The following is a 22705-nucleotide window of genomic DNA, read 5'->3' as shown; positions in this document are numbered from 1 at the left end:
GAAGTAATAAACTAGAGATCAAGTTGAACATTAAAGGGGGGGATGGAATGAACTTGAAAGAAGAAGTAGAGAGTATTAATAATGAAATAATAGAATGGCGACGAGATTTTCATAAACATCCGGAATTACCCTTTGAGGAAGAGAGGACTTCTAATATAGTAGAAAATTTATTGACAGAGTGGGGATTAGAGACAGAAAGAATGGCTAGGACAGGTGTTATCGGATTACTAGAAGGGGAGGAAGAAGGAAAAACTATAGCAATTAGAGCAGATATGGATGCTTTACCTATTACTGAAAAAAATGATGTTGAATATAAATCACAAGAAGAAGGAAAAATGCATGCTTGTGGTCACGATGCGCATACAGCTATGGCTCTAGGAGCAGCAAAAGTATTGTCCAAGTATCGACATCTTCTTTCCGGTAATGTTAAATTTATCTTTCAACCTGCCGAGGAGGGTGCTGGTGGAGCTGAACCGTTAATTGAAGAGGGGGTATTAAACAATCCAACAGTAGATGCAATCTTTGGAATGCATGTTGCTCCTGAAGTTCCTTCTGGTAAAATAGGATTAAAACCAGGACCGATTATGGCTAGCGCCGATGACTTCAAATTGACAATTAAAGGCCATGGAACTCACGGAGCCCAGCCACATGAGGGTGTCGATCCGATTACTATAGGTTCAAATATTATAATGTCACTGCAGCAATTGATTAGCCGAGAAATAAAGGCTCTTAAATCAGCAGTATTAAGCATTGGAGCTTTCAAGTCAGGTGATGCCTGCAATATTATTCCTGATAGAGCAGAAATATTAGGTACTTTACGAACTCTAGATCCAGAGCTTCGCTGTTATCTTAAAGATAGAATAGAAGAGGTAATTGAAAATGTTACTCAAGCTATGAAAGCAGATTATGAATTAGAATATATCTGTCAAATGCCGGTAACATCGAGCGATCCCGAGTTTATTGAAATGATTAAAGAAGTTAATGAAAATATGAATCCTGGTAGTAATTTCATGATAGATGAACCATCTATGGGAAGTGAGGATTTTGGATATTTCCTTGAAGAAGTTTCTGGAGCATATGTGCTACTAGGTATTCGTAATCTAGATAAAGGATTAATTCATCCTCTACATAATCCAAAATTCAATATAGATGAGGATGTTTTATCGTCAGGTGTAGAACTTATATGTGAAAATGTCCTGAAATACTTAAATGATGAAAAATAAAAAATGGTTTTTTAATTGCTTTACTTTATTCAGGAGTATAACTTATACTCCTGAATATTTCTAATTTGAAATAGTATAATTTATTTTATGATTGGTGGAGCTTTGATTTTGGTGACCATAAAACAGTCACCATTTTTTTATTTTAGCCACCCTTAATAAAACTCTATTTCTTATTAAGGGCGGCATTAATAGTTATCAGGTTAACAGCCATAGGAAGAGACATCAATTTTTTTATTGTATCTTTCATTTAGTAAATTATAAACTTTAGTATATGACTTGGAGTAGTTAGCAGTAGAGGGGTTAACTCCGATATTGTTAAGTATTTCTATAGTTTGTTGATGAAGCTTGTCATCTGTGCCCTTTATTTCTTCGCATTGAGACACTAGTATCCCTCCTTTATCGTTTAAGGACTTTTAATTAATTTATTCTATACTTTTAGTTAAATTCCTTTATTAAATTAAAGTATTAATGGAATGAAAATAAAATAATTGACACTTATAATAGGATGAGGTATGGGATTTATAACAAAACTTAATGTAGAGTTATTATATAATTTAAAGTGATTATAATTTTGACCATTTTTTGACGGTTATGATCTAGAATAAATTCGTTAGGGACTTACTTTAAAGCGAGGAGATGATGAATGTATATATGATTTTCAATAAATGCTATCAGCCAGTAGATAAAGAAATCTGGCAGGGAAGAATTGATGATACTGATGATTTTACTGCTTTTAGGTGGCATCAATGGATAGAATTGATAGATCTAACTGATGAGAATTTAAATCCTATTGTAGATAAGAAGCAGGGTTTCTGTTTTTTAGGCTTCCGCGGTGATCAAGGAGTAAAACGGAATGGAGGACGGCCTGGCGCAGCCAAGGGGCCTATAAGCATCAGAAGGGAGTTAGCCAATCTGCCGGTAAGATTTGATCGTGAGACTAAATTATTTGATGCTGGTAATATTAGTTCTTCTGATGCTTCAATGGAGATTCAGCAAGAGGCTTTAGCGTTAGCAATCAAGAAGATAATCGATTTAGATCTATTTCCGCTTCTGTTAGGTGGAGGACATGAAATAGCTTTAGGCCATTATAATGGTCTATTGAAGTCGAAGATTAACAATGATCAGAAGCCTAAAATAGGAATTATTAACTTCGATGCTCACTTTGATCTACGTCCTTATCCTGATGGCGGAAATTCAGGAACAATGTTTAGACAGATTGCTGATCAATGCCAATCAAGTGGAATTGACTATTCTTATTTAGCTGTCGGAATTCAAAAGTGTGGCAATACAGTCAGTCTCTTTAAGACGGCTGATGAATTAGGAGTAGACTATATACTAGCGGAAGATATAACTGAGTTTAATATTTTAGATATATTGAATAAATTAGATAGTTATATTAATCAGAATGACTATATCTATCTTACTATTTGTTCTGATGTATTTTCATCGGCCTTTGCCCCGGGAGTGAGTTCAATTCAGCCTCTAGGCATTGAGCCAGAGATTGCCCTAAATCTGATTAAGCATATAATGAAGTCTAACAAGGTTATAAGCTGTGATATTGCTGAGGTTTCTCCTAGATTTGACCTTGACAACTCTACAGCTAAACTGGCAGCCATAATTATTTTTGCAATTATTAATACTTTAGTAGGAAGGGAATAGATAGAATTTCTGAGACTCCATTATGATGATGGAGTCTTTTTTTGATTATCTTCTTGTTTAGAGCGGATGGTTTTCTATGTTGTAGTGGTTTGATAGGACAAGTTTGTTGAAAGTGGAGGTGCAAAGCTAAAGATTAATTTAGTTTAATATCTTTTTTGGCTACTTTTAAAAATACTTTTACTAACTGCGGATCAAATTGTTTACCAGTTTCCTTTTTTAATTCTTTTAGAGCTTCTTGTTTACTAGCAGCAGAGCTATATGGCCTGTTAGTTGTTATTGCATCAAAACTATCTAGAATTCTTAATATTCTAGCATAAAAAGGAATTTCATTTCCTTTTAATCCTTCCGGATAACCTGTTCCATCGAAATTTTCATGATGGTAAAGGACTATCGGTTTAATTTCTTGACTGAATTGAAGTGGAGCAAGAATTTTATTTCCTATTTTTGGATGTTTTTTAATCATTTTCCATTCTGATTCATCTAATTTTTCTTGTTTCATTAATATTTCGCGTTCAACTTCAATTTTGCCAATATCATGGAGAAAAGCTCCATAGACCAATCTTTTTGTTTCTTCTTCTGATAACTTTAATTCTTTAGCAAATTTCTTGGCATAGTTTGCTATACGTTCTGAATGTGCATAGGTATACTTATCCTTGGCATTAATTATACTCAATAAAGTACGTATTGAATTAAATGATTCTCTTTCTGATTCTTCAAGTTCATCTGCTAATTCATTTAAAGCCTTATGATAAATTTCAACTTGATCTTTTTGAGTTGTCTTAGCTTGATATAATGCATAGTCTGCCATATCAATTAGTTCCTGCTTTGTTAGGGCTTGGTCTGGATAAGAAGCTACTCCTAAAGAAAAAGTAGGTTTTTCTTCTAAAAAATCTTCATAAGGAATAGTTATTTTTTTCTGAACTACTTTTTTGATTTTTTTAATTTTTTTTAAGGCAGTTTCTTGGTTATGACCAAGAAATAAAAAGGCAAATTCATCTCCACCATAACGAGCAAAAAAGATATCTTCATCTATTTGTTCTTTGACTAATGTTGCTGTCTGTTTTAATAATTCATCTCCTTTTTGATGGCCTAATGAATCATTAAAAAATTTAAAATTATCTAAGTCCATTAATGCTAAGCTGAGGGGAATCTGTTCATCTTTAGCTTTTTCTAGCCATGAATCCAATGTAGTTTGAAAATTAGCGTAATTAGGCAGTGAAGTCAAGTTATCTGTAACAGCTATTTTTTCTAGCTGTTCTTGTACTTTTTGTTCTAAATCTATAAAGCCTCCAATTAACCAGGCAACCCAAAAGAATAAAATAATAATTATTATATCAAAATCAAGCTTTGAAAAATCATTTAATAAATAATTTAGCATTAGTAAATTTAAACTAGAATAACCAGCTGTAAAAAATCCTAAAGATTGGCTGTAATTAATTGCAGATAAAATAATAGGGATGAGATAGTATATCTTTAACAGATGTTTATCAAAAGTTATATTTTTGAGAACTAAAATAGTAATTAAAGAGACAAATAAAATAAATAGAAAATAATTATTCTTTCGAGGGGAACTTATTATAGTTTTATTATTTAAATATTTTGAAATAAAACAAGTAATTAATATAAGTGCAGGAATTGACACAGTAAGATATGGGAAAACACCAAAATTAGAGCAAGAAAAAAATTCTAGAACAATCATTCCCAGTAATAATAAAGCCATAACATAACTAAAGATTGTATAATTTTTGATTTTATTTTGTCTTAATTTTTGCCAGTCAAAGTTTTTATGATCCAACTATATCCCTCCATAGAAATCAGTAAAAGGTAGTGAGAGAAACTACCTTTTACTGATGTTATACATATTTAAAATTATTCCTCTGGTAGTTCAGGCTGATAGAATCCCATGAAGCATGTAGGGCCAATAACTCCTACTGTTGCAATAACTAGTAGAACAGTAGCTAGACTATTCATAGCTAATTTTTTCATTAATTTTTTCACTGATTGACACCTCCTTTTAATTAATAATTTTTAATAAATATTTGATTGAATAAATTTTATATGTATATTAAAGCTTTCTTACTTGATAATAAAATTCAAGCAATTTATAAGCTGCTGGACTAATTGTAGAAGATTGAAATAATAATCCTAAAATTACACTTATATTAAATAAAGCAAATTGTTCTTCATAGACAAAAAATGAAACTGCCACTAATACTAGCAGAATGGAAGAAAGTATTACAGAAATCATTTTCAAAGTTTTTCTTTTCTTGTCTCCCTTTATAGGTTTTTCTTCAACATCTGCTGGGCTCCATAAAAGTAATGAAATGAATATGTAAAGAGAACTAATAATCAAAAATAATACCCAATTATTATAAATAGATGTTTTCATTACAACAGCAGTCAATCCTAATATATTAAAGAAAAGTGCACCAAATAGAGCACATTCCCAGGGAGTTTTTAAATGAATTCCACCTGAAACTGATTTTAATACTGCACTTGCAAACAGAATAAATAGTACAGAATTAAAAATCCCCAGTAATTTGGCTAAAATTAAAGAAGTTGAAAGCGACATAAGTGTTGACACTAATAGTTCAAGCCCAAATCTGATTCTATCTTGTTTTTTATCTGGTAAATTTAATTCTTCAGCAATATAGCTGCTTAAAGTTTGAATTGCCTGTTTATAACTCAACTTTATCTCTCCTTTTTCTTATTTGCAGCATAATAAATCCTAATAAAAATAATAAAATACTTTGAGGTAGAACAGCTAGAGTTTTTAAGTAAGGATTGTTGATAATTTCTTTTACTGTTTTGTTAGTTAAATAAATAAAAATATTTCCAGTTAAGATTTCAAAAACTGATAATAAAATAAAAGCCTTTGCTACTGCTATAAAGCATTTTACAATTTCTTTTTTATAAAACAAATTCAAGAGTATTGTAAAAAGCAAAATAGATAATATGCTGTGGAATCCAAAAACTATCGGCAGCTTTCTAAAAAAGAATCCTAGTAGGGCACTTATAAGTCCAATAATTAAAATTTTTTTATTATCAATTTTTATTTTAAGAAATATTGCAGTAGAAAAAGAAAGTGCTATTCCTTCAAGAATAAATTGGAAGATTGATAAAATTAATTGAGTCTGCTGCATTTATTTTTCTCCTTTTCATAATATTATGGACTTATCCCATATATTTAGATAAAAAATATAAAATTCCTGTTTGATTTTAAAATATTATGTTTAAATTTCTTTATATTTAATTATTTATCTATATTTATATTAAAATATAAGTGACTAAAGTAAGTGTTATATTATTTTTATTGGGGATAAATAGAGGAGGATTTTAGATTGTATGATGGAATTAAGGTTTTAGCTAAACAGCTGGAGTTATTTGTGTTTTAATAGGAATTACATTCATAGAGAATATCCTTTGGAGGGAAATTATTCCTTTTGTCGTAATGATGTAATAGGACAAGCTTAAAGTAGTTTTAATTGTAGTTGATGAATGCTTATGATATTATTCAATAATATTATATTTGATTTCATTATAAGCGTTGGGCAAATAAAAAATTAAGAAATATGAAAGTGATATAGTGATAAATATAGTTTAAAGCTATTGTTAATATAGAGGTGAAAAATGAAATGAAAAGAAAATTTATTATTATACTAATTTTATTATTAATTTTTCTATTGAGTGGATGTTCTTCAATACTTAAAAATTTTAAAGATGAAACACCACCTAAAATAGTAAAAGTACAGCCAACAGATGGAGCAAAGGATGTTGATATTAGTAGTGAAATTAAAGTATATTTCAATGAAAAATTAGCTGAGAATTCAATTAAATCTTCAATTTTATTGATTCGCAAAGATACTGGTAAGGTAATGGAAGCTGATGTTTCATATAAAAATAAGGTTATCACTCTCGATCCAAAGAGAAAATATGTTGATATAGGAAATAAAATTGTACTGAGAGGAGTAAAAACAGGATTAGAATATCAAATCTTTATTAAGGATGATATTAAAGATGATTCAGGAAATAGTTTAAAAGAGAATCATAGTTTTGAATTTAAAACTTCAGATTTAGATTATGGCTTATATTGGTTTGGCCCAAATGGGGAATGTGAGAAATACGTTGATGGAAGAAAAAATGAATATTATGATCCACAAAAGCCAGTAGTAATTTATTCTCATGGATGGCAACCTGGTTTATATGAAAGTACTTTTACTCAAGATCAACCATATATTAGAAGTACACATAATTATAGCATAAATACTGGAAAGATATGGCGCAAAAAAGGTTATAATATTGGAGCATGGATGTGGGGACAGTTTGCTGCTGAAGGTTTCTTAGAAGATGAAATTATTAGAGTAGAAGATGCAGAGGCTAAAATTTGGTTTGATAAAAATATAAGATACAAGGTGAGAAATGGAAGTTATAGATATTTTAATCAAAAGAAAAGTGTACATGAAATTTTTTATGATACTTATATTAAAGCTTTAAGAAATAATACTAATGAAAATATTAGACTTGTTGGTCATTCTATAGGGAACCAAGTTGTAATTACTTTGGCGCATAAAATAAGTAATAATATTAAAGAAAATAACTTAGACTCTCATTATATGCCTAAGAGAATAGCGTTACTTGATCCTTACTGGAGTAATTCACATTTTAGTAATGGAAAAAGTATTGCGAATGTAATAAGTGATTATGCAATGGAGATGGCAACTAAAAATGATGTAGTAATAGAGAATTATCGAACTACAAAAACATCGACATTAATTGGAGATCTAAATTATGCTTTACAAGATATAGCAGCAGTGTACAGAGTAAATGCTGGTTTTTTAGATTACTTGAAAAAATTAACAAAGTTTAGAAAAGAACATAATTATGCTACTACATGGTATTTTTGGTCAATGAAATATGATATTCCTGCTAATAATAATGGGGTTATAGGGGCAAGAGCATCTAATTATAAAATTAAGCAATGTATGAATATACATAGAAATTCTACTTGGTTTTGGAAAATGAATTGGTTTGGAGTAGGGAATATGGCTGGAGAAGAAACTCCAAGTCCATATGATGATGAATTTACAATGGAATCCGGGGTTATTTCTGCAATTGGAAATTGAAAATATTAATTAAAGCTTAATATGTTTTAATTAGTTTTCAGCACTAGCGTTGCATCGAAATTTTAGCTAAAACTACCTTTGCAAAAAGAAAACTCCTTTGATTAAATGGAAGAGCACCTCACACAGCACAAATCCATAAATCAAAGGAGCTAAAATTCATGAATAATTGTACCATGCTTTTAAACAAATTACTAGAGGTAATTGATATAAACTTTTTGGATAAAGTGGTAGATAAATATAATGCTGACTATAAGGTTCATAAACTTACAACTAAAGTCCATCTATTATATCTACTCTACTTTCATTTAACTGAGAAAAAGAGTCTAGCAGATTTTGTAGTCAATCTAAAAGTTGATTCAAATTTAAAAAAGGAATTACCTCAAATTAGTGTTTCTCAGCTGTCTCGTAAAAATGAGAATAGAAGCTATCAAATTTTTGCTGATATTTTTTCTCATTTATTTGATAAACTTAAGAACAAACAGGGCTTTAAAGAAACTATAAAAGATATCGGATCAATAAAAATAATTGATTCCTCTATTATTAGTTTATGCTTATCTCTTTTTGCTTGGGCTAAATTTAGAAAAAGTAAAGGTGGAATTAAACTCCATACCTTATATGATGCAGAAAGTGGAGCACCAGAAAATATAATTGTTACTAATGCTATAGTTCATGATAAAGAGATATTCGATAACTTAACTTTTGATTCTGGTTGTACTTATATCTTCGATAGAGCCTATATAGATTATCAAAAATTCGATGACTTCATTGAAAATGATATTTATTTTGTTACTAGAACTAAGTCTAATACTAAAATTGAAGTTGTTAGAACTTTAGAGCCTACTAAAGATGATAAAGAAGCTAATATTTTACTTGATGCTGATGTTATTTTAGGTTCTACAGATAAAAGAATGAAACACGAATTACGGTTAATTAAAGTTAAAACTACTGACCGCCAAGGTAATGAAAAAGAGATTGAAATTATAACTAATCGCTTTGATTTACCAGCCCACCAAATAGCTCAGCTATATAAAGAACGCTGGGAAATAGAGTTATTCTTTAAATGGATCAAGCAGCATCTTAAGATTAAGAGATTCTTTGGGCATAATGAAAATGCTGTTTTAATTCAAATTTACAGTACAATAATCTTATATCTACTTTTAAAACTAATCAAACAGAAATCAAAATTTAATGGTAGACTGCTTAATTTAACAAGAAGAATCAAATATTCTATTTTAATGACTGTTCCACATACGTTTAATTGGAAAGACTGGTGTCATAGCTTTAGCTAAAAATATTTTTGATTGATTTATAGGGTCAGTTTAGCTATTCACCGAAATAATCACCATATATTGGATTAAAATGCTTTAATGGTAAATCAAATTAAAATATTTTGGACTTAAACTACATAGATGGTTTGAATCAAAATTCACATGTGATTTTTGATTTAAGATTTCAATTCTAGTATCCGAATAATCATTGGTCATTTTTAACAATGCAACGATAGTGTATTGTAATAATATAATAGTAAAAAATAAAGTATTTTAATTGAAGATAATGAATTTTAAGACATTATTTAAAAGATTGAAGTTTTAAAGAGATAATAGTTGACAAATAATCTGAAAATTGTTATAATCAATTATACGTTATAGATAATCGATTATTGTTTATCGGCAAGTATGGCTTTTTAATGCTGGGAGGCTGCAATTATGAAGAGGGTATTAGAACATGAAACTAAAGGAGAAAAAGTTAAACATTATTTATTAGATTGTATTTTAAATAAATCAGAGTATAAACCTGGAGATAAGATAATAGAAACACAGATAGCAAAGGAGTTAAATATCAGTCAGGCTCCTGTTAGGGATGCTATTAAAGATTTAAAAATGATGGGATTTGTTGAAAGTGAGCCTTATAAAGGTAGTTATATTAAGCAGATGTCCGATAAGGAACTAAAAGAAGTTTATGAAATTAGAGTAGCATTAGAAAGAATTGCTGTTAAACAGGCAATTCAATATATAACAGAAGAAGAACTGAATGAAATGGAATCGATTGTTGCTGAAATGACTAATTGTATTGAGAATGAAGACTACTTACAGTTTACAAAGTTAGATAGAAGATTTCATAATATTATTGTTGAAGCTTCTCAAAATAGTATGTTAAAAAAAGTTTGGGATAAGTTAGGCATTGAATACTGGACATGGCAGGGGCTTAAGTTCTTAAAAGAAAATCAATTATATAATTTTAAGGACCAAGTTGATAGACACCAAGCTATATATGAGGCCATAAAAAATGAAGATTCTCAAAAGGCTGAACTTATCATTGAAGACCACTTCCCAGGAGAATTAATTGAGCAAATAAAGAATAATGAAGAGTAATTCCATATTACGTTATTATTGATTAATTGGTATTTAAAGGTTAGGTAATCGATTATTGATTACTGATCCAGAGATGAATCTTCCTTAATTAACTCTAATTTTTACATATCATTAAAAATATAAAAATGATTAAAGTTATACCATATATAATCGATTATTAATTATTTGAATTTTGAGTAATCGATTATTGATTACTAGTTCAGCATCCTATTAAAAGATTACATATTTTTGTTTATTATTAAGGCAATAGGAGGGATTAATATGATTCAGTTTGAGTATTGCTGATAGAGTAATCTGATCAAACATGGTAAAGGATGGGGTTGATAGTATAGTTGATAATATAGGAGTTGTAATAGGGGATTTAATTAATATTCAGGGGGGATAAAATGTTATTGCCATTATTAGCATTTGTAATTGGTGTTTTTGCTATAGTCTTTTTTGTTATTAGGTTGAAACTGCCTGCATTTATTGGACTGACATTGTCAGCATTTATTGTTGGAATAGTGACTCCAGAAATTCCTTTTGCAGAAGTTCCAGCACAGATTGCTACTATCTTTGGGAATACAATGACTGGGATTGGAATTCCGATTCTGATGGCTTCAGTTGTTGGTAAGTCACTGATGGATAGTGGAGCAGCAATCAGGATAGTCAGAGGATTTCTCAATGTTACTGGTGAAGAGAAATCGGAACTCAGTCTGTTAGGTAGTTCTTATCTGTTGTCAATTCCTGTCTTTTTCGATAATGTTTTTTATCTATTAGCTCCTTTAGCTAGAGCAATGAAAGCTAGAACTAAGATTAAGTATCCGCTTTATATAGCCTGTATTTCGGCTGGGGCTCTTGTTACTCATACTTTAGTGCCGCCTACTCCTGGACCATTGGCTATGGCTTCTAATATTGGTGTTGATGTAGGAATGGTTATGATAGTTGGTATAATTGTAGCGATACCTTGTTCTGTAGTAGGAGGATTAGTCTACGGTCGCTGGATTGATAAACGACTTGATATTCCCTTAAGAGAAACCATGGGTTCGACAAAGGAAAGCTTGGAGCAGGTAGCCAATAAACCATTGGAAGAACTGCCTGGTTTAGGAGTTTCATTATTACCAATTATACTACCTGTTATCTTTGTAGGTTCAGATACTATAACTAAGGCTATAGGGGTTAGTGAAAGTGTTGGAGGATTGACATCATTTATTGGTAATCCTACCTTTGCTTTAACTATTGCTGCTCTTATTGCTGCATCAATCTTGGCTATGCAGAAAGGATTTTCTACTGAAGAGTTAGCTGAAAGTCTAGAGCGGAGCTTAGAAAGCGGTGGTATAATTGTAGCTATTACTGCTGCTGGTGGTGCTTTTGGTGGTATATTGAAAGCAGCCGGAGTTGGACAAGCAATTGCCGGAGGCTTAAGTGAACTAGGAATACCTTTGATAGTTTCAGCCTGGTTAATTACAGGGTTAATTAAGATAGCACAGGGCTCAACAACAGTAGCTTTATTAACTACTTCTTCTATTATGGCCCCTTTTGCTTCGCAGCTGTCCTGCCATCCGGTTTACTTAATTACAGCCATTGGAACTGGAGGAATGATGTTCTCTTGGTTTAATGATAGCGGTTTTTGGATTATTAATAAGGTTGCAGGATTGAATGAATCAGAAACCTTTAAAGTTTGGTCTTTTCTTAATCCGGTTATGTCAATAACAGGGATAATAATGACATTAATTATGTCTAGATTATTCCCATTAATTTAGAGTAGTTGTGTTTAGCTTAGAATTAGAAATAATATTTCCTTTCCTTCTTAAGAAGGGGAGGAATCTAAACTTCACAGGATATAATAAAATTATTTTTAAGAGGAGATGATAGAAATGGCTAAAAAGAAGAGTATTCTTGATTTTATGGAAATGAAAGAAAATGGTGAAAAGGTTGCCTGGGTAACGGCTTATGATTATCCGATGGCATCCTTTGCTGAACAGGCAGGAATGGATATGATCCTTGTTGGAGATTCATTAGGAATGGTAGTTTTGGGATATGATGGTACTGTACCGGTAACTATGGAGGACTGTATTTCTCATTGTCAGGCAGTTAGAAGAGGAGCTCCTAATACCTTCTGTATTGGAGATTTACCTTTCATGTCTTATCAAACCTCTCCTAAGGAAGCAGTGGCCAATGCAGGACGCTTCCTTAAGGAAGCCGATATGGATGCCGTTAAGTTAGAGGGCGGCCGACGAGTTACTGACCAGATTGAAGCAATTACTGACGCGGGAATCGTTGTTTGTGGGCATATTGGCTTAACTCCACAGAGTTCTGGCCAGTTGGGTGGATTCAAGGCCCAGGGGTTAACAGTTGATAGTGCTCGAGAATTAATCAAAGATGCTGTTGCTGTCCAAGAAGCAGGAGCAAAGATGTTATTAGTAGAGGCTGTACCGCCGGAAGTAACAGAATTTATTACTGAGAAGTTAGATATTCCGGTCTATAGTATCGGCGCCGGCCTACCGTGTGATGGACAGTTACTTATCTGCGGCGATATGCTCGGTATGTTCCAGGCCTTTACACCGAAGTTTGTTAAGCAGTATGCTAGCATAGCTGAAGATGCAGTGGCTGGCTTCGAAGAGTATGTTAAGGAAGTAAAGAATGAAGAGTTCCCTAAGGATGAACATGTCTATCATATTCAAGAAAGCCAAGCCAAGTTCGATAAATTATTTAAAGAATTTGAGTAATTGATTTCTGTAAATTTCAAAAAGGAGATGGTGGAATTGAAAACAAGAAGTTCATCTATTTTGGAACGTCCTGAATGGTCTATGAATAGATCATTATATAAATCTATGGGCTTTACTGATGATGATTTGTCCAAGCCATTAATTGGAATTGCAAATTCATGGAATGAAATCTGTCCAGGTAACTTTAACTTAAAACAGGTAGCAGATTCAGTAAGAAGAGGTGTCACAGCTGCAGGAGGTACTCCGCTAGAATTTGGAGTTATTGGTGCTTGTGATGGAATTGCTCAAGGTAATGATGGAATGAGATTTATACTGCCTACCAGGGATCAAATTGCTAATGATATAGAATTAATGATTGAGGCTCATCAATTAGATGCAGTTGTTTTACTTGCTTCCTGTGATAAGATTGTTCCGGGAATGTTGATGGCAGCAGCGCGTTTAGACCTGCCGACAATCTTAGTCAATGGAGGAACTATGCTTCCTGGAGCTGTAGATATTCCTTTAGAGCCGTATGAAGAACATGTAGATGCTGCTGCTGTTCAGGAGAGTTATAGTTTACTGAAAGATGAGAAGATTGATATGGATAAATCTTTAGAGTTAGAAAATAATGCATGTCCTACTTATGGTTCTTGTGCTTATATGGGAACCGCCAATACTATGTGCTGTCTTGCTGAAGCTCTTGGGATGTCATTACCAGGAAGTGCAATGGTTCCTGCTCCTTATAGTAAAAGAATGCATATTGCTTATAAAACTGGTAAACAGATTATGGAGCTAGTAGAAAAAGATATTACTGCCAAAGAAATCATAAATAATAAATCAATAGAGAATGCAACTCGTGTCAGTTTAGCTATTGGAGGTTCTACTAATATTGCTTTACACCTTCCAGCCATAGCTTATGAGGCAGAGGTAGAATTTGATATCAATAAACTGGATGAATTAAGCAAATCAACGCCGCATATTGCTAGTATAATGCCTGCCAGCAAGTATGATGTAGTAGACTTATATGAAGCCGGTGGAGTCCCTGCCGTAATGAAAGAATTATCAACTTTATTAAATGAAGATGCATTGACAGTCACAAGTAAGACTGTTGAGGAGAATATTAAGCTAGCAGAGACTAGAAGAAGAGAAGTGATCAAAACTACAGATGCCCCAGTTCACGAAGAAGGAGGAGTTGCAGTTTTAGAAGGTAATTTAGCTCCAGAAGGCGGCATAACTAAACCAGCAGCTATAAAGGATGAGATGTTTGAGTTTACTGGGGAAGCGAGAGTATTTAATAGTGAACAAGAAGCAATCGATGCAATCTTAGATAATGAAATTAGTGCTGGACAGGTAGTTGTTATCCGCTATGAGGGTCCTAAAGGAGGACCAGGAATGCCTGAAATGTTTAAACCAATGAAGCTTTTAATGGGGAAAGGCCTAGCTGAGTCAGTAGCTCTTGTTACTGACGGCAGATTCTCTGGTACTAATAATGGATGTTTTGTTGGACATATTTCCCCTGAGGCTGCTGAGGGTGGACCATTAGCTGCAGTAAAAGACGGAGATGTAATTACAATAGATATTCCAGAAAGAGAGATATCCCTTGAGGTAGATGAAGAAGTAATTGAAGATAGACTCAAAGAGTGGGAAAGACCAGGACTAAGCAGAAAAAGAGGTTACTTAAGCTTGTATGCTAAGCTTGCCTCTTCAGCTTCTGATGGAGCTATTTTAAAATTAGAATAAAGCTAAGGTTAAGTATGAAGCCTGTCAAGAGAAGATGAGTTTTGAGATTACAGTTAGAGAGATCAACGTATTAGCTGGTGCCGGCTTCTTAGTTGTACTAAGTAGCTAGATATAAAATAGACAAGCCATTCCTAGAATGATCATTAAAGGGGTGGCTTGTTTCATTAAAAATATAGCAATAATATTTTTATTGAAGCCAGATAAGATAACAGCTGGAGTAACCTCCAGATGTTATTGTTAGGAAGTTCCCAGGCCTTTAGCTTAAACAAAATTCTGCTCTTTCATATTCGAAAATGCCTTCTTCAAGGTTGACATCAGCCAGACTGTTAATAAAAGAAAAGAAAATACCTCAGCAATTGGAATAGCAAACCAGACAGTATTTAAGCCGTAAAATTCACCTAACAGATACATCAGAGGTAGTATTAAAATTATCTGGCGTAAAAAAGAGATGCAGAGGCTGGGTAGACCATCACCGAGAGCCTGAAAGGTTGCTGAACCGACAATATTGATTCCGGCCAGTAGATAGGCAAAACTGATCTTCTTTAAAGCAGTAGTACCCATGCTGATCAATTTTGGATCTTGATTGAAGAGCTTAATTAAGTATCCAGGAAATAATCGGAAGATGAGGAATCCAAGTAAGGTAAAGCAGAAAGCACTTAGCATTCCATATGTTATTGTCTTCTTCATACGCTTAGGATTATTATGGCCGTAATTATAACCAACAATAGGTAAGAAGCCCTGGTTGAATCCAAAGACCGGCAGTAAAACAAAGGTCTGTAAGCGGAAGAAGATACCTACCACAGCAATAGCGGTTGTGCTATAGTTACCTACAATCTTGTTCATGCCTAAAACCATGATGCTGGCCAGTAAACGCATGATCATGGCCGGAAAACCAACCTGATAGATTTCTTTAATGATTTGAAAATCGAATTTAAATTCGGAGAACCTTAATTGAATCTGGTTTTGGTCGCTGAAGAGAACAGCTGTAATGAATATACCGCTGACTAAACGGGAAAAGACAGTAGCATAAGCTGCACCGTCGACTCCTAATTGAGGAAAGATGCCTATTCCAAAGATCAAAAAAGGATCTAAGATAATATTTAATCCTGCTCCGATTAACATAGTTAACATCGGAAGGAAGGTGTTGCCTTCACCGCGCAGAATATTATTAAAGATCATAGGAATAAAGATTGCCAGGGAGCCAACCATAATTATTCTTATATATCTTTGGCCTAAGTCAATTAAGAGAGTATCAGTAGTAAATAAGTGAATTAAATCATCAGCAAAGAAGAAACCGATTAATCCTATTATTAATCCATAACCTAGAGAAATTAAGATAACATGTTCTGCGGCATTATTGGCCCGAGCGCCTTCGCTTTTACCCAGTAACCGGGAGATTAAAGAACTAGTTCCTACTCCGGTTCCTACACCGAGAGCAACTAAAATCAGTTGAATAGGAAAGGCCAGTGATAGGGCAGATAGTGCTTCGGTACTTAAACGTCCTACATAAATGCTGTCTACTATGTTATATAAAGCCTGAACTCCCATGCCAATAATGGACGGAATTGATAGTTTAATTAATAAGGGAATAATTGCTTCTGTGCCGAGTCTATCAGCTTTCTCTGTAAGTTCCATACTTCATCCTCCTACTGTGCAGAATTAAAATGATCTTTTTATATTTATTTATTGTTAATTTCAACATCTAAGTTGTTACAGATTTTTTTGATTACTTTAAAGAAGGTTTCAACTTCTTTTTTAGTTAGGTCCTGTTTCATTTCAGCTTCTACTGAACTTAAAATTTCTTTTAATTTAGGTTGAAATTCTTTAGCTTTAGCAGTTAAGTATATTAACTGTCTGCGCCTATCTTCAGGGTCAGTCTCTTTAGTAATGAATCCGATACTTTTTAGCTTCTTAATTCCTCTGCCAACAGCAGCTTTATTGAGATTATAGATTTCAGATATAGTTTGCTGGCAGATTCCATCGTTTCTATATAGAGCAATTAAGAGTAGCACTTGTCCGTGGCTAATATCGTAAGGTTTTAGTTTTTGGTCCAATAGTGATGAATGAGCTCGGCGGGCTATACTTAAATACTTTCCAATATGTTCTTGTGTCATATTACCCCTCCTAATAGTTGATTCATCAACTATTAGATATTGTATAAGATTATAGTTGATTTGTCAACAGTATTAGTTTTTATGTTTATTTATTTTTTCTAATCAAATTTTAATCTTTCTTTAAGAAAGAGTTAATTTTAATTAGTTATACTATACTTAAAACTGGATAAGGAGGGGGTAAAGTGAGGCGTAAAAGAAAAGGATTAATAATAGTGATAATCTGTCTAACTTTGTTAGTACTAATCTCAAACTTAGTACTGGCCGGCAGCGGTGAGAAGCTGAACGTAATAGAAACTATAAATTTAGTCTTAAAAGAGAATCATGAATTACAGATTGCTAAATTGGAACTGGCTAATGCTGAGATTGAATACCAAAAGAGCCAAGCTAATAATTTAACTGCTCAATCTAGAGCTGCAGAATTAGAGGCTAAGGCTAATCTGCTGCAGGCTCAGAATCAATACTATGAAACCCAGGCGGACTTAATTAAGGAAGGTTTAACTAAGTATGGTGCAGTTAGATTAGCTAAACAGAATATAGCAGTTAAGCAGACAGAAAAAAGGCTAGAAAAGCTTAGGTTAGATAAGATTAAAACTCAGCTCAAACAGGGTCATAAGAATAATCTAGACTTAATAGAACAGATGAATGAGTATCAGGATGTTGAAGTTAATTTCAACCAAGCAGAGGATACTTATCAACAGGCTCTGCGGGAGCTTAAATTTATTATTAATTACAATGAAGAGAAGAATTTAGAGTTACAGCCTTTAACAGCGGTAGAGCTATGGCAGATTACCGAACAGGAGGTACTGCAGTGCGGGCTAGAAAGTAGTTTAGAGCTGAAGTTAGCAGCAGAACGGATAGCTGCAGCTAAGCAGAAGTTAACTAAACTTAAGCAGATAGCAACTCCTAAACTGGAGTTAAAAACAGCAGAAAATGAGCTGCAGATTGCTAAGTTAGATAAGAACAGCATAAAAAGAGAAGTTAAGACTGCACTGTATAGTAATTATGATGACTTTAAGCATATGATTAAGCAGCTTAACTTAAGGGCAGAAAATTTAAGTGAAGTTAGAGAAAATCAGAAACGCATTGCTCAACAACAGAAGAAAGGGCTGGCCTCTCGAGAAGAATTACTGGCAGTAGAAGTACAGCTGCTGCAGGCTAAGTATGATTATCAGTCAGCAGTAGTTGATTACTACAGTTGGCAGTTGGAGTTAAAGGTGGCTATGCAGGAAGAAGTGGAGGGATTACTCGATGCTTTACCCGAGAAATAAATTATTAGTTTTAGTAATAAGTCTATTCTTAGTTACAGCATCAGCTACGACAGTATTAGCTAAAGAGATAACCTTTAAAGAAGCAGTTAAGCAGGGCTTAAAGAATAATCTCGAGCTTGTTAAAAGCAGAAGTAATCTTCATCAATTACAGCGGGAGCTAAAAATAATTAAGGCCGGCTCTGATTGGCAGGTAGATGCTGATACAGAAATCAATAATTCTGGCGATAACTTCTTAGCTAATGGTGAGTCTGAGGATGAGCTTGATGAGTTAGAATTAACTTTAACAGGAAGTAAGACTTATTGGTCGGGGTTGGTTCTAGAAACTGATTTAGATTATCAGCAGGCTGATTTATTGGAGAAGGCTGCCCAAGATAGTTTAGAGTTTGATTTTAGTGCTGTCCAAGATATCTATCCGCAGGTACCGACAGCAGCAGAACAGGACTATATTCAGCAGAAGTTAGAAATAGAAAAGGCTGAAACTAGATTAGCAGAAGAGCAGAATAATAAAGTAATTAACTGGACAGCTGACTATCTTGAATTATTGAGGCTGCAAAAGAGCTATCAACTGGCCCAGAAGAACCATCAAGTAGCTGAGCAGGAGTTAGCTGAAGCTGTAGCCCAACAGGAGATAGGTGAAGCTGGCAAGATAGAATTATTGAGGGCGCAGGCAGAGCTAAAAGAAAGAGAGTATAATTTGAAGACAGCAGAGAATGATTATCAGCAGGCCAGGCAGGCTTTGGCCGATGAATTAGGTCTTAGTGACGGAGATAAGTTAGTTTTAGCTAATAAGACTAACTACTTAACAGAGTTAAAAGAGATTGCAGCTTCATTTCCAATTGACTTAACTAACAAGACTGCATTAATTAATTTAGCTGTAGATAATAGTGTGGAATTAACGGCTAAAAAGTTGGATATTAGAAGTGCAGAACATAAACTGGAATGGAAGAAGTTAGAAGATAAGCCTGAGATTGATCTAAAGGGAAGCTATGATTCAGCAGCTGAGGAGTGGCAGGCGGGAGTAGTTGTAACCTATAACCTCTTTGACAGCGGCCGACAGGAGCTAGAGGTTGAGAATTTAAGAGAAGAAGCAGCTACTTTTAAGCGGGAAGAAGAGCAGTTAATTAAAGATATTAAGCTTGAAGTAGCTGACTTAAGCAGCCGGATACCAGCTAAGCAGGCTGATTTAGAAGGAGCTGAATTCAGTTTAGCTAAAGCTGAATTAGAAAAGGCAGTAGCTAAGAAGCAGCTAGAGCAGGGATTAATCGATCAACTGGAATTTAGAGCAGAAGCATTAGCTCTTCAGGAAGCCAAGATTAATCTGCAGGCAGCAGAGGATGAATTATTAATTACTAAATTAGAATTGATTGAGTATGTAAGCCAGATTAGTTTGTAGGGAGGGAAGCCTAAGTGAAGAAATGGATCAGTATCGGCTTAGCAGTAGTCTTAATAATCGGGGGAGGAATAGTAGGCTGGAATAAGTTCTTTAGACAGCAGTCAGCTTCTAGCAGTAATCTAACTCAACAAATACGTCCTAAGATGGTGATGACTCTAAAAAAAGGTAATCTAGTCAAGAGTATAATAGCCAGTGGAGTAGTAGAATCGATTGAGAGTCAGGAGCTTTACTTTAAGACTAACGGTACAATTAAATCGATTAATATCGCCGAAGGGGCCAAAGTAAGTGAGGGGCAGGTTTTAATGGAGCTGGATAATGATAAGCAGCGGCTGGAATATTATAAGGCTAAGAATGAGTATGAACGGGCTGTGATTAATGGTACCCAATCTGAAGTTGAAGAAGCTAAATTGAATCTCAAGATAGCTGAAGATAAGCTAGAAGAGACTAAACTCAAGGCTCCTTTTAGTGGAATAGTTAATGAGATCGGCGTTGAAGAGGACAGCTATACTGAATTGGATCAGGGTAAGATTGTGGCCAAGATAATAGATGACAGTAGTTATCAAGTGGAGGTTAATGTCGATGAAAGTGACTCCCGCCAGTTATCCTTGGGTCAGCCGGCCCGAATTACTCTCGAAGCACTGCCGGGCCGAGAGTTTGCTGGTAAAGTAGTCGATATTGGTGCTAATGCTGAAAGCGAGAGCGGTATAGTTACGCTGCCGGTTACAGTTTCGATTACCGAAAAGCCTAACTTTATCAAGCCCGGTTTTTCGGCTGATGTAGAGATTATAGTTAATAAGATAGAGGATAGATTAGTGGTACCAATTACAGCTATCTTTAGTAAACAAGGAACGACAAAAGCAGTACAGATTATTGACGGCCGGCCAACTGTTGTTGATGTCGAAACCGGAATTACTAATGGAAAGCAGGTTGTGGTTGAAGAAGGATTAAAGTCCGGCGATAAGATCTTGATTAATACATATCAATTTGCTAACAGCGGTACCAAAGATGGAACAGAGCAGTCAAAGGGTGGAATGATTCCCGGCGGCAGAATGATGAGAGGGGGCGGTCGTTAATGTTAGAAGTAAAAGATTTGACTAAAGTTTTCCGCAGCGGAGAGGAAGTAGCAGTGCGGGCCTTAGATAGCGTCTCCTTTAGAGTTGAAGCAGGGGAGATGGTAGCCATTATGGGACCTTCTGGTTCTGGTAAGTCGACACTGATGCACTTAATCGGCTGTCTGGACCAACCGACGGAGGGGAAGTACTTTTTAGACGGTGAAGATGTCAGTTTAGCCGGCGATAATCAACTGGCTGAGATTAGAAATCAGCAAGTCGGCTTTATCTTTCAGCAGTTTAACTTACTGGCTAAAATGTCGGTGCTTTATAATGTAGAAGTACCTTTAATCTATGCTGGAGTTAGCCGTAAACAGCGGCGGCAGAGAGCTAGAGATTTATTAGAAGAAGTAGGCTTAGGACATCGCCTAGATCACTATCCTACCGAGATCTCCGGCGGTCAGAAGCAGCGGGTGGCTATTGCTCGGGCGTTAGCTAATAATCCGTCTCTAATCTTGGCTGATGAGCCGACGGGGAATCTCGACTCAGAAACAGAAGCAGAGATTATGGATATCTTCCATAACTTAAATGAAGAGGGCCATACTATTATCTTAGTTACTCATTCAGAGAAGATCGGCCGCCATGCCCAGCGGATTCTACATCTGCTCGACGGTAGATTGATCGAAGATGAGGTGGTAGTATGATCTTTGAAGTATTTACTATTGCATTAAAGAGCCTTCAAGCCAATAAACTGCGGACCTTCCTCTCGATGTTGGGGATTATCATCGGAGTAGGGGCAGTGATTGCTATTGTCTCGATTGGTACCGGAGCCCAAAAGCAGGTTACTTCCAATATCTCCAGTTTAGGTTCGAACCTAATTGAGATCAGTCAGGGCTTTAGCCGCGGTCGGGGCGGTAGTGTTAGCTCTCAGTCTACTGATGTCTTCACACTAGAGATGGCTGATGCTATTGAGGCTAGCTGTCCCGATGTAAAACAGGTGATTCCCAGTGCTCAAAGTCAGGGGCTCTTGATTAAAGGAGAGAATAATCTTCAAGCATCACTAATTGGGACTGAAGCTGCTTATCAGGAGATCAATGATTACTATCCTAAGCAGGGCAAATTCATTGATCAGGTGGATATTGAAACAGCCGGTAATATAATAATTTTAGGTTCTGAGTTAGTCGAGGAATTATTTCCTGCTGCTAATCCGCTAGGAGAAAGGGTGAATTTTAATTATCAGAATCATACTTTTTTATTTACTGTAGTGGGAGTCATGGAAGAGAAGAGTACCGGCGGGCCGCTGGGTGACCTAAATGATCAGGCTTATATTCCGATTACTACTTATCTTAATAAGCTAGCTAACACTAATTATGTCAGCGGCTTTAAGGCTCAGGCTGAGTCTTCTCAGGTAGCTTCTAAGGCAGTCAGCCAGATTGAATACTTTCTTACTCAGCGTATCGGTAATCAAGATGAATTTAGAATTATGAGTCAGGATCAGATTTTAGACACGATTACCGGCGTTACTAAGTCGCTGAGTCTGATGTTAGGCGGAATTGCTGCTATATCATTGGTAGTTGGCGGGATCGGCATTATGAATATTATGTTAGTTTCGGTAACAGAGCGGACGAGAGAGATCGGCATTCGGAAAGCTCTAGGAGCCAAAAAGCGGGATATTTTGGCTCAATTTATGATTGAATCACTCAGTTTAAGCGGTACCGGCGGAGTTTTGGGGATCGGTTTAGGCTATGGAGGCGGTTATATTATTTCTAAAGTAGGAGGCTGGCCTTTTGTTATCTCGCCGCTGTCAGTGGTTATTGCTTTCAGTTTTTCGCTGTTGATTGGACTCTTTTTTGGGATCTATCCAGCTTTAAAGGCAGCTAAGTTAGAGCCAGTTGATGCACTAAGTTATGAATAAAGGTAGGTTCGGTGGTAGTGGAATTAACGATAATTACTTAATTTATGGTAATCATTCATAGGTGAAGGAGAGTGGATCTTTAATCTAGTAATTAAGAAGTAGGTTAGATAATTAATAGGATTAAGTCTTAATCTCAATGTGTTACGATTGATATTCAAAAGA

Annotated in this window: 19 protein-coding genes; 13 read left to right on the top strand and 6 right to left on the bottom strand. The window is 34.7% G+C overall.

Annotated elements, in window-relative coordinates; genetic code table 11:
• The first annotated feature begins 47 nt into the window (after positions 1–47).
• Positions 48–1223: a M20 metallopeptidase family protein gene (locus tag acear_RS09920; RefSeq protein WP_013278880.1), complete on the top strand. Its 1176-nt coding sequence runs from the start codon at positions 48–50 to the stop codon at positions 1221–1223.
• A 651-nt stretch (positions 1224–1874) separates the two neighbouring features.
• Positions 1875–2882 carry a formimidoylglutamase gene (gene hutG, locus acear_RS09910; RefSeq protein WP_041667357.1) on the top strand — a complete coding sequence of 336 codons (1008 nt, stop codon included), beginning with the start codon at positions 1875–1877 and terminating at the stop codon, positions 2880–2882.
• A 133-nt stretch (positions 2883–3015) separates the two neighbouring features.
• Here hutG and acear_RS09905 read toward each other — a convergent pair whose 3' ends face one another.
• The 4 genes from acear_RS09905 to acear_RS09895 form a co-directional block, all read right to left on the bottom strand.
• Complete coding sequence (locus acear_RS09905; protein ID WP_013278878.1) at positions 3016–4677, bottom strand: bifunctional diguanylate cyclase/phosphohydrolase; 1662 nt, start codon at positions 4675–4677, stop codon at positions 3016–3018.
• A 74-nt stretch (positions 4678–4751) separates the two neighbouring features.
• Positions 4752–4880: a cyclic lactone autoinducer peptide gene (locus acear_RS12420; RefSeq protein WP_013278877.1), complete on the bottom strand. Its 129-nt coding sequence runs from the start codon at positions 4878–4880 to the stop codon at positions 4752–4754.
• A 67-nt stretch (positions 4881–4947) separates the two neighbouring features.
• On the bottom strand, positions 4948–5571 hold the full coding sequence (locus tag acear_RS09900; RefSeq protein WP_013278876.1) for an accessory gene regulator ArgB-like protein: 624 nt from the start codon (positions 5569–5571) through the stop codon (positions 4948–4950).
• Positions 5561–6025, bottom strand: coding sequence for a hypothetical protein (locus acear_RS09895; protein WP_013278875.1), 465 nt, complete (start codon positions 6023–6025; stop codon positions 5561–5563). Before acear_RS09895 ends, acear_RS09900 begins: the two co-directional genes overlap by 11 nt.
• A 492-nt stretch (positions 6026–6517) precedes the next feature.
• On the opposite strand from acear_RS09895, the gene acear_RS09890 reads away from it, so the two are divergent.
• The 6 genes from acear_RS09890 (at position 6518) to ilvD (ending at position 14804) form a co-directional block, all read left to right on the top strand.
• Positions 6518–8005, top strand: a complete 1488-nt coding sequence (locus acear_RS09890) for an Ig-like domain-containing domain (RefSeq protein ID WP_013278874.1) — start codon at positions 6518–6520, stop codon at positions 8003–8005.
• 158 nt (positions 8006–8163) lie between these two features.
• On the top strand, positions 8164–9294 hold the full coding sequence (locus tag acear_RS09885; RefSeq protein ID WP_013278873.1) for an IS4 family transposase: 1131 nt from the start codon (positions 8164–8166) through the stop codon (positions 9292–9294).
• 417 nt (positions 9295–9711) lie between these two features.
• On the top strand, positions 9712–10377 hold the full coding sequence (locus acear_RS09880; RefSeq protein WP_013278872.1) for a GntR family transcriptional regulator: 666 nt from the start codon (positions 9712–9714) through the stop codon (positions 10375–10377).
• A gap of 386 nt (positions 10378–10763) precedes the next feature.
• Complete coding sequence (locus tag acear_RS09875) at positions 10764–12119, top strand: GntP family permease (RefSeq protein ID WP_013278871.1); 1356 nt, start codon at positions 10764–10766, stop codon at positions 12117–12119.
• A gap of 114 nt (positions 12120–12233) precedes the next feature.
• Entirely contained in the window at positions 12234–13085 is an 852-nt protein-coding gene (panB, locus tag acear_RS09870; RefSeq protein WP_013278870.1) for a 3-methyl-2-oxobutanoate hydroxymethyltransferase, read from the top strand.
• A 36-nt stretch (positions 13086–13121) separates the two neighbouring features.
• Positions 13122–14804, top strand: coding sequence for a dihydroxy-acid dehydratase (ilvD, locus tag acear_RS09865; protein ID WP_013278869.1), 1683 nt, complete (start codon positions 13122–13124; stop codon positions 14802–14804).
• A gap of 261 nt (positions 14805–15065) precedes the next feature.
• Here the strand turns inward: ilvD and acear_RS09860 are convergent, their stop codons facing one another.
• Both acear_RS09860 and acear_RS09855 read right to left on the bottom strand, forming a co-directional pair.
• The gene (locus tag acear_RS09860; protein ID WP_013278868.1) at positions 15066–16439 is read right to left on the bottom strand and encodes an MATE family efflux transporter; all 1374 of its coding nucleotides are present in this window, start codon (positions 16437–16439) and stop codon (positions 15066–15068) included.
• A gap of 44 nt (positions 16440–16483) precedes the next feature.
• Positions 16484–16918, bottom strand: coding sequence for a MarR family winged helix-turn-helix transcriptional regulator (locus acear_RS09855; protein ID WP_013278867.1), 435 nt, complete (start codon positions 16916–16918; stop codon positions 16484–16486).
• Positions 16919–17100: 182 nt separating this feature from the next.
• Here acear_RS09855 and acear_RS09850 point away from each other — a divergent pair, with 182 nt between their 5' ends.
• From acear_RS09850 to acear_RS09830, 5 genes are read left to right on the top strand one after another with little or no spacing between them, the layout of a single operon-like run.
• On the top strand, positions 17101–18186 hold the full coding sequence (locus tag acear_RS09850) for a TolC family protein (protein WP_013278866.1): 1086 nt from the start codon (positions 17101–17103) through the stop codon (positions 18184–18186).
• Positions 18167–19579 carry a TolC family protein gene (locus tag acear_RS09845; RefSeq protein WP_013278865.1) on the top strand — a complete coding sequence of 471 codons (1413 nt, stop codon included), beginning with the start codon at positions 18167–18169 and terminating at the stop codon, positions 19577–19579. Before acear_RS09850 ends, acear_RS09845 begins: the two co-directional genes overlap by 20 nt.
• 14 nt (positions 19580–19593) lie before the next feature.
• Positions 19594–20652: an efflux RND transporter periplasmic adaptor subunit gene (locus tag acear_RS09840; RefSeq protein WP_013278864.1), complete on the top strand. Its 1059-nt coding sequence runs from the start codon at positions 19594–19596 to the stop codon at positions 20650–20652.
• Entirely contained in the window at positions 20652–21332 is a 681-nt protein-coding gene (locus acear_RS09835) for an ABC transporter ATP-binding protein (protein ID WP_013278863.1), read from the top strand. The genes acear_RS09840 and acear_RS09835 overlap by 1 nt, the downstream gene beginning before the upstream one ends.
• Positions 21329–22543, top strand: a complete 1215-nt coding sequence (locus acear_RS09830; protein WP_013278862.1) for an ABC transporter permease — start codon at positions 21329–21331, stop codon at positions 22541–22543. The genes acear_RS09835 and acear_RS09830 overlap by 4 nt, the downstream gene beginning before the upstream one ends.
• Positions 22544–22705: the final 162 nt, after the last annotated feature.

Origin of the sequence: Acetohalobium arabaticum DSM 5501 (assembly GCF_000144695.1) — a bacterium.
Lineage (GTDB): Bacteria > Bacillota > Halanaerobiia > Halobacteroidales > Acetohalobiaceae > Acetohalobium > Acetohalobium arabaticum.
The sequence above is the reverse complement of the archived record's forward strand: the minus strand, read 5'-3'. Positions and strand labels throughout refer to the sequence as shown.

Bases quoted from the DNA above. Each gene is read 5' to 3' on its own strand.
- acear_RS09920 (WP_013278880.1), top strand. From the start codon at position 48: ATGAACTTGAAAGAAGAAGTAGAGAGTATTAATAATGAAATAATAGAA.
- hutG (WP_041667357.1), top strand. From the start codon at position 1,875: ATGATTTTCAATAAATGCTATCAGCCAGTAGATAAAGAAATCTGGCAG.
- acear_RS09895 (WP_013278875.1), bottom strand. From the start codon at position 6,025: ATGCAGCAGACTCAATTAATTTTATCAATCTTCCAATTTATTCTTGAA.
- acear_RS09890 (WP_013278874.1), top strand. From the start codon at position 6,518: ATGAAAAGAAAATTTATTATTATACTAATTTTATTATTAATTTTTCTA.
- acear_RS09885 (WP_013278873.1), top strand. From the start codon at position 8,164: ATGAATAATTGTACCATGCTTTTAAACAAATTACTAGAGGTAATTGAT.
- acear_RS09880 (WP_013278872.1), top strand. From the start codon at position 9,712: ATGAAGAGGGTATTAGAACATGAAACTAAAGGAGAAAAAGTTAAACAT.
- acear_RS09875 (WP_013278871.1), top strand. From the start codon at position 10,764: ATGTTATTGCCATTATTAGCATTTGTAATTGGTGTTTTTGCTATAGTC.
- panB (WP_013278870.1), top strand. From the start codon at position 12,234: ATGGCTAAAAAGAAGAGTATTCTTGATTTTATGGAAATGAAAGAAAAT.
- acear_RS09860 (WP_013278868.1), bottom strand. From the start codon at position 16,439: ATGGAACTTACAGAGAAAGCTGATAGACTCGGCACAGAAGCAATTATT.
- acear_RS09855 (WP_013278867.1), bottom strand. From the start codon at position 16,918: ATGACACAAGAACATATTGGAAAGTATTTAAGTATAGCCCGCCGAGCT.
- acear_RS09845 (WP_013278865.1), top strand. From the start codon at position 18,167: ATGCTTTACCCGAGAAATAAATTATTAGTTTTAGTAATAAGTCTATTC.
- acear_RS09835 (WP_013278863.1), top strand. From the start codon at position 20,652: ATGTTAGAAGTAAAAGATTTGACTAAAGTTTTCCGCAGCGGAGAGGAA.
- acear_RS09830 (WP_013278862.1), top strand. From the start codon at position 21,329: ATGATCTTTGAAGTATTTACTATTGCATTAAAGAGCCTTCAAGCCAAT.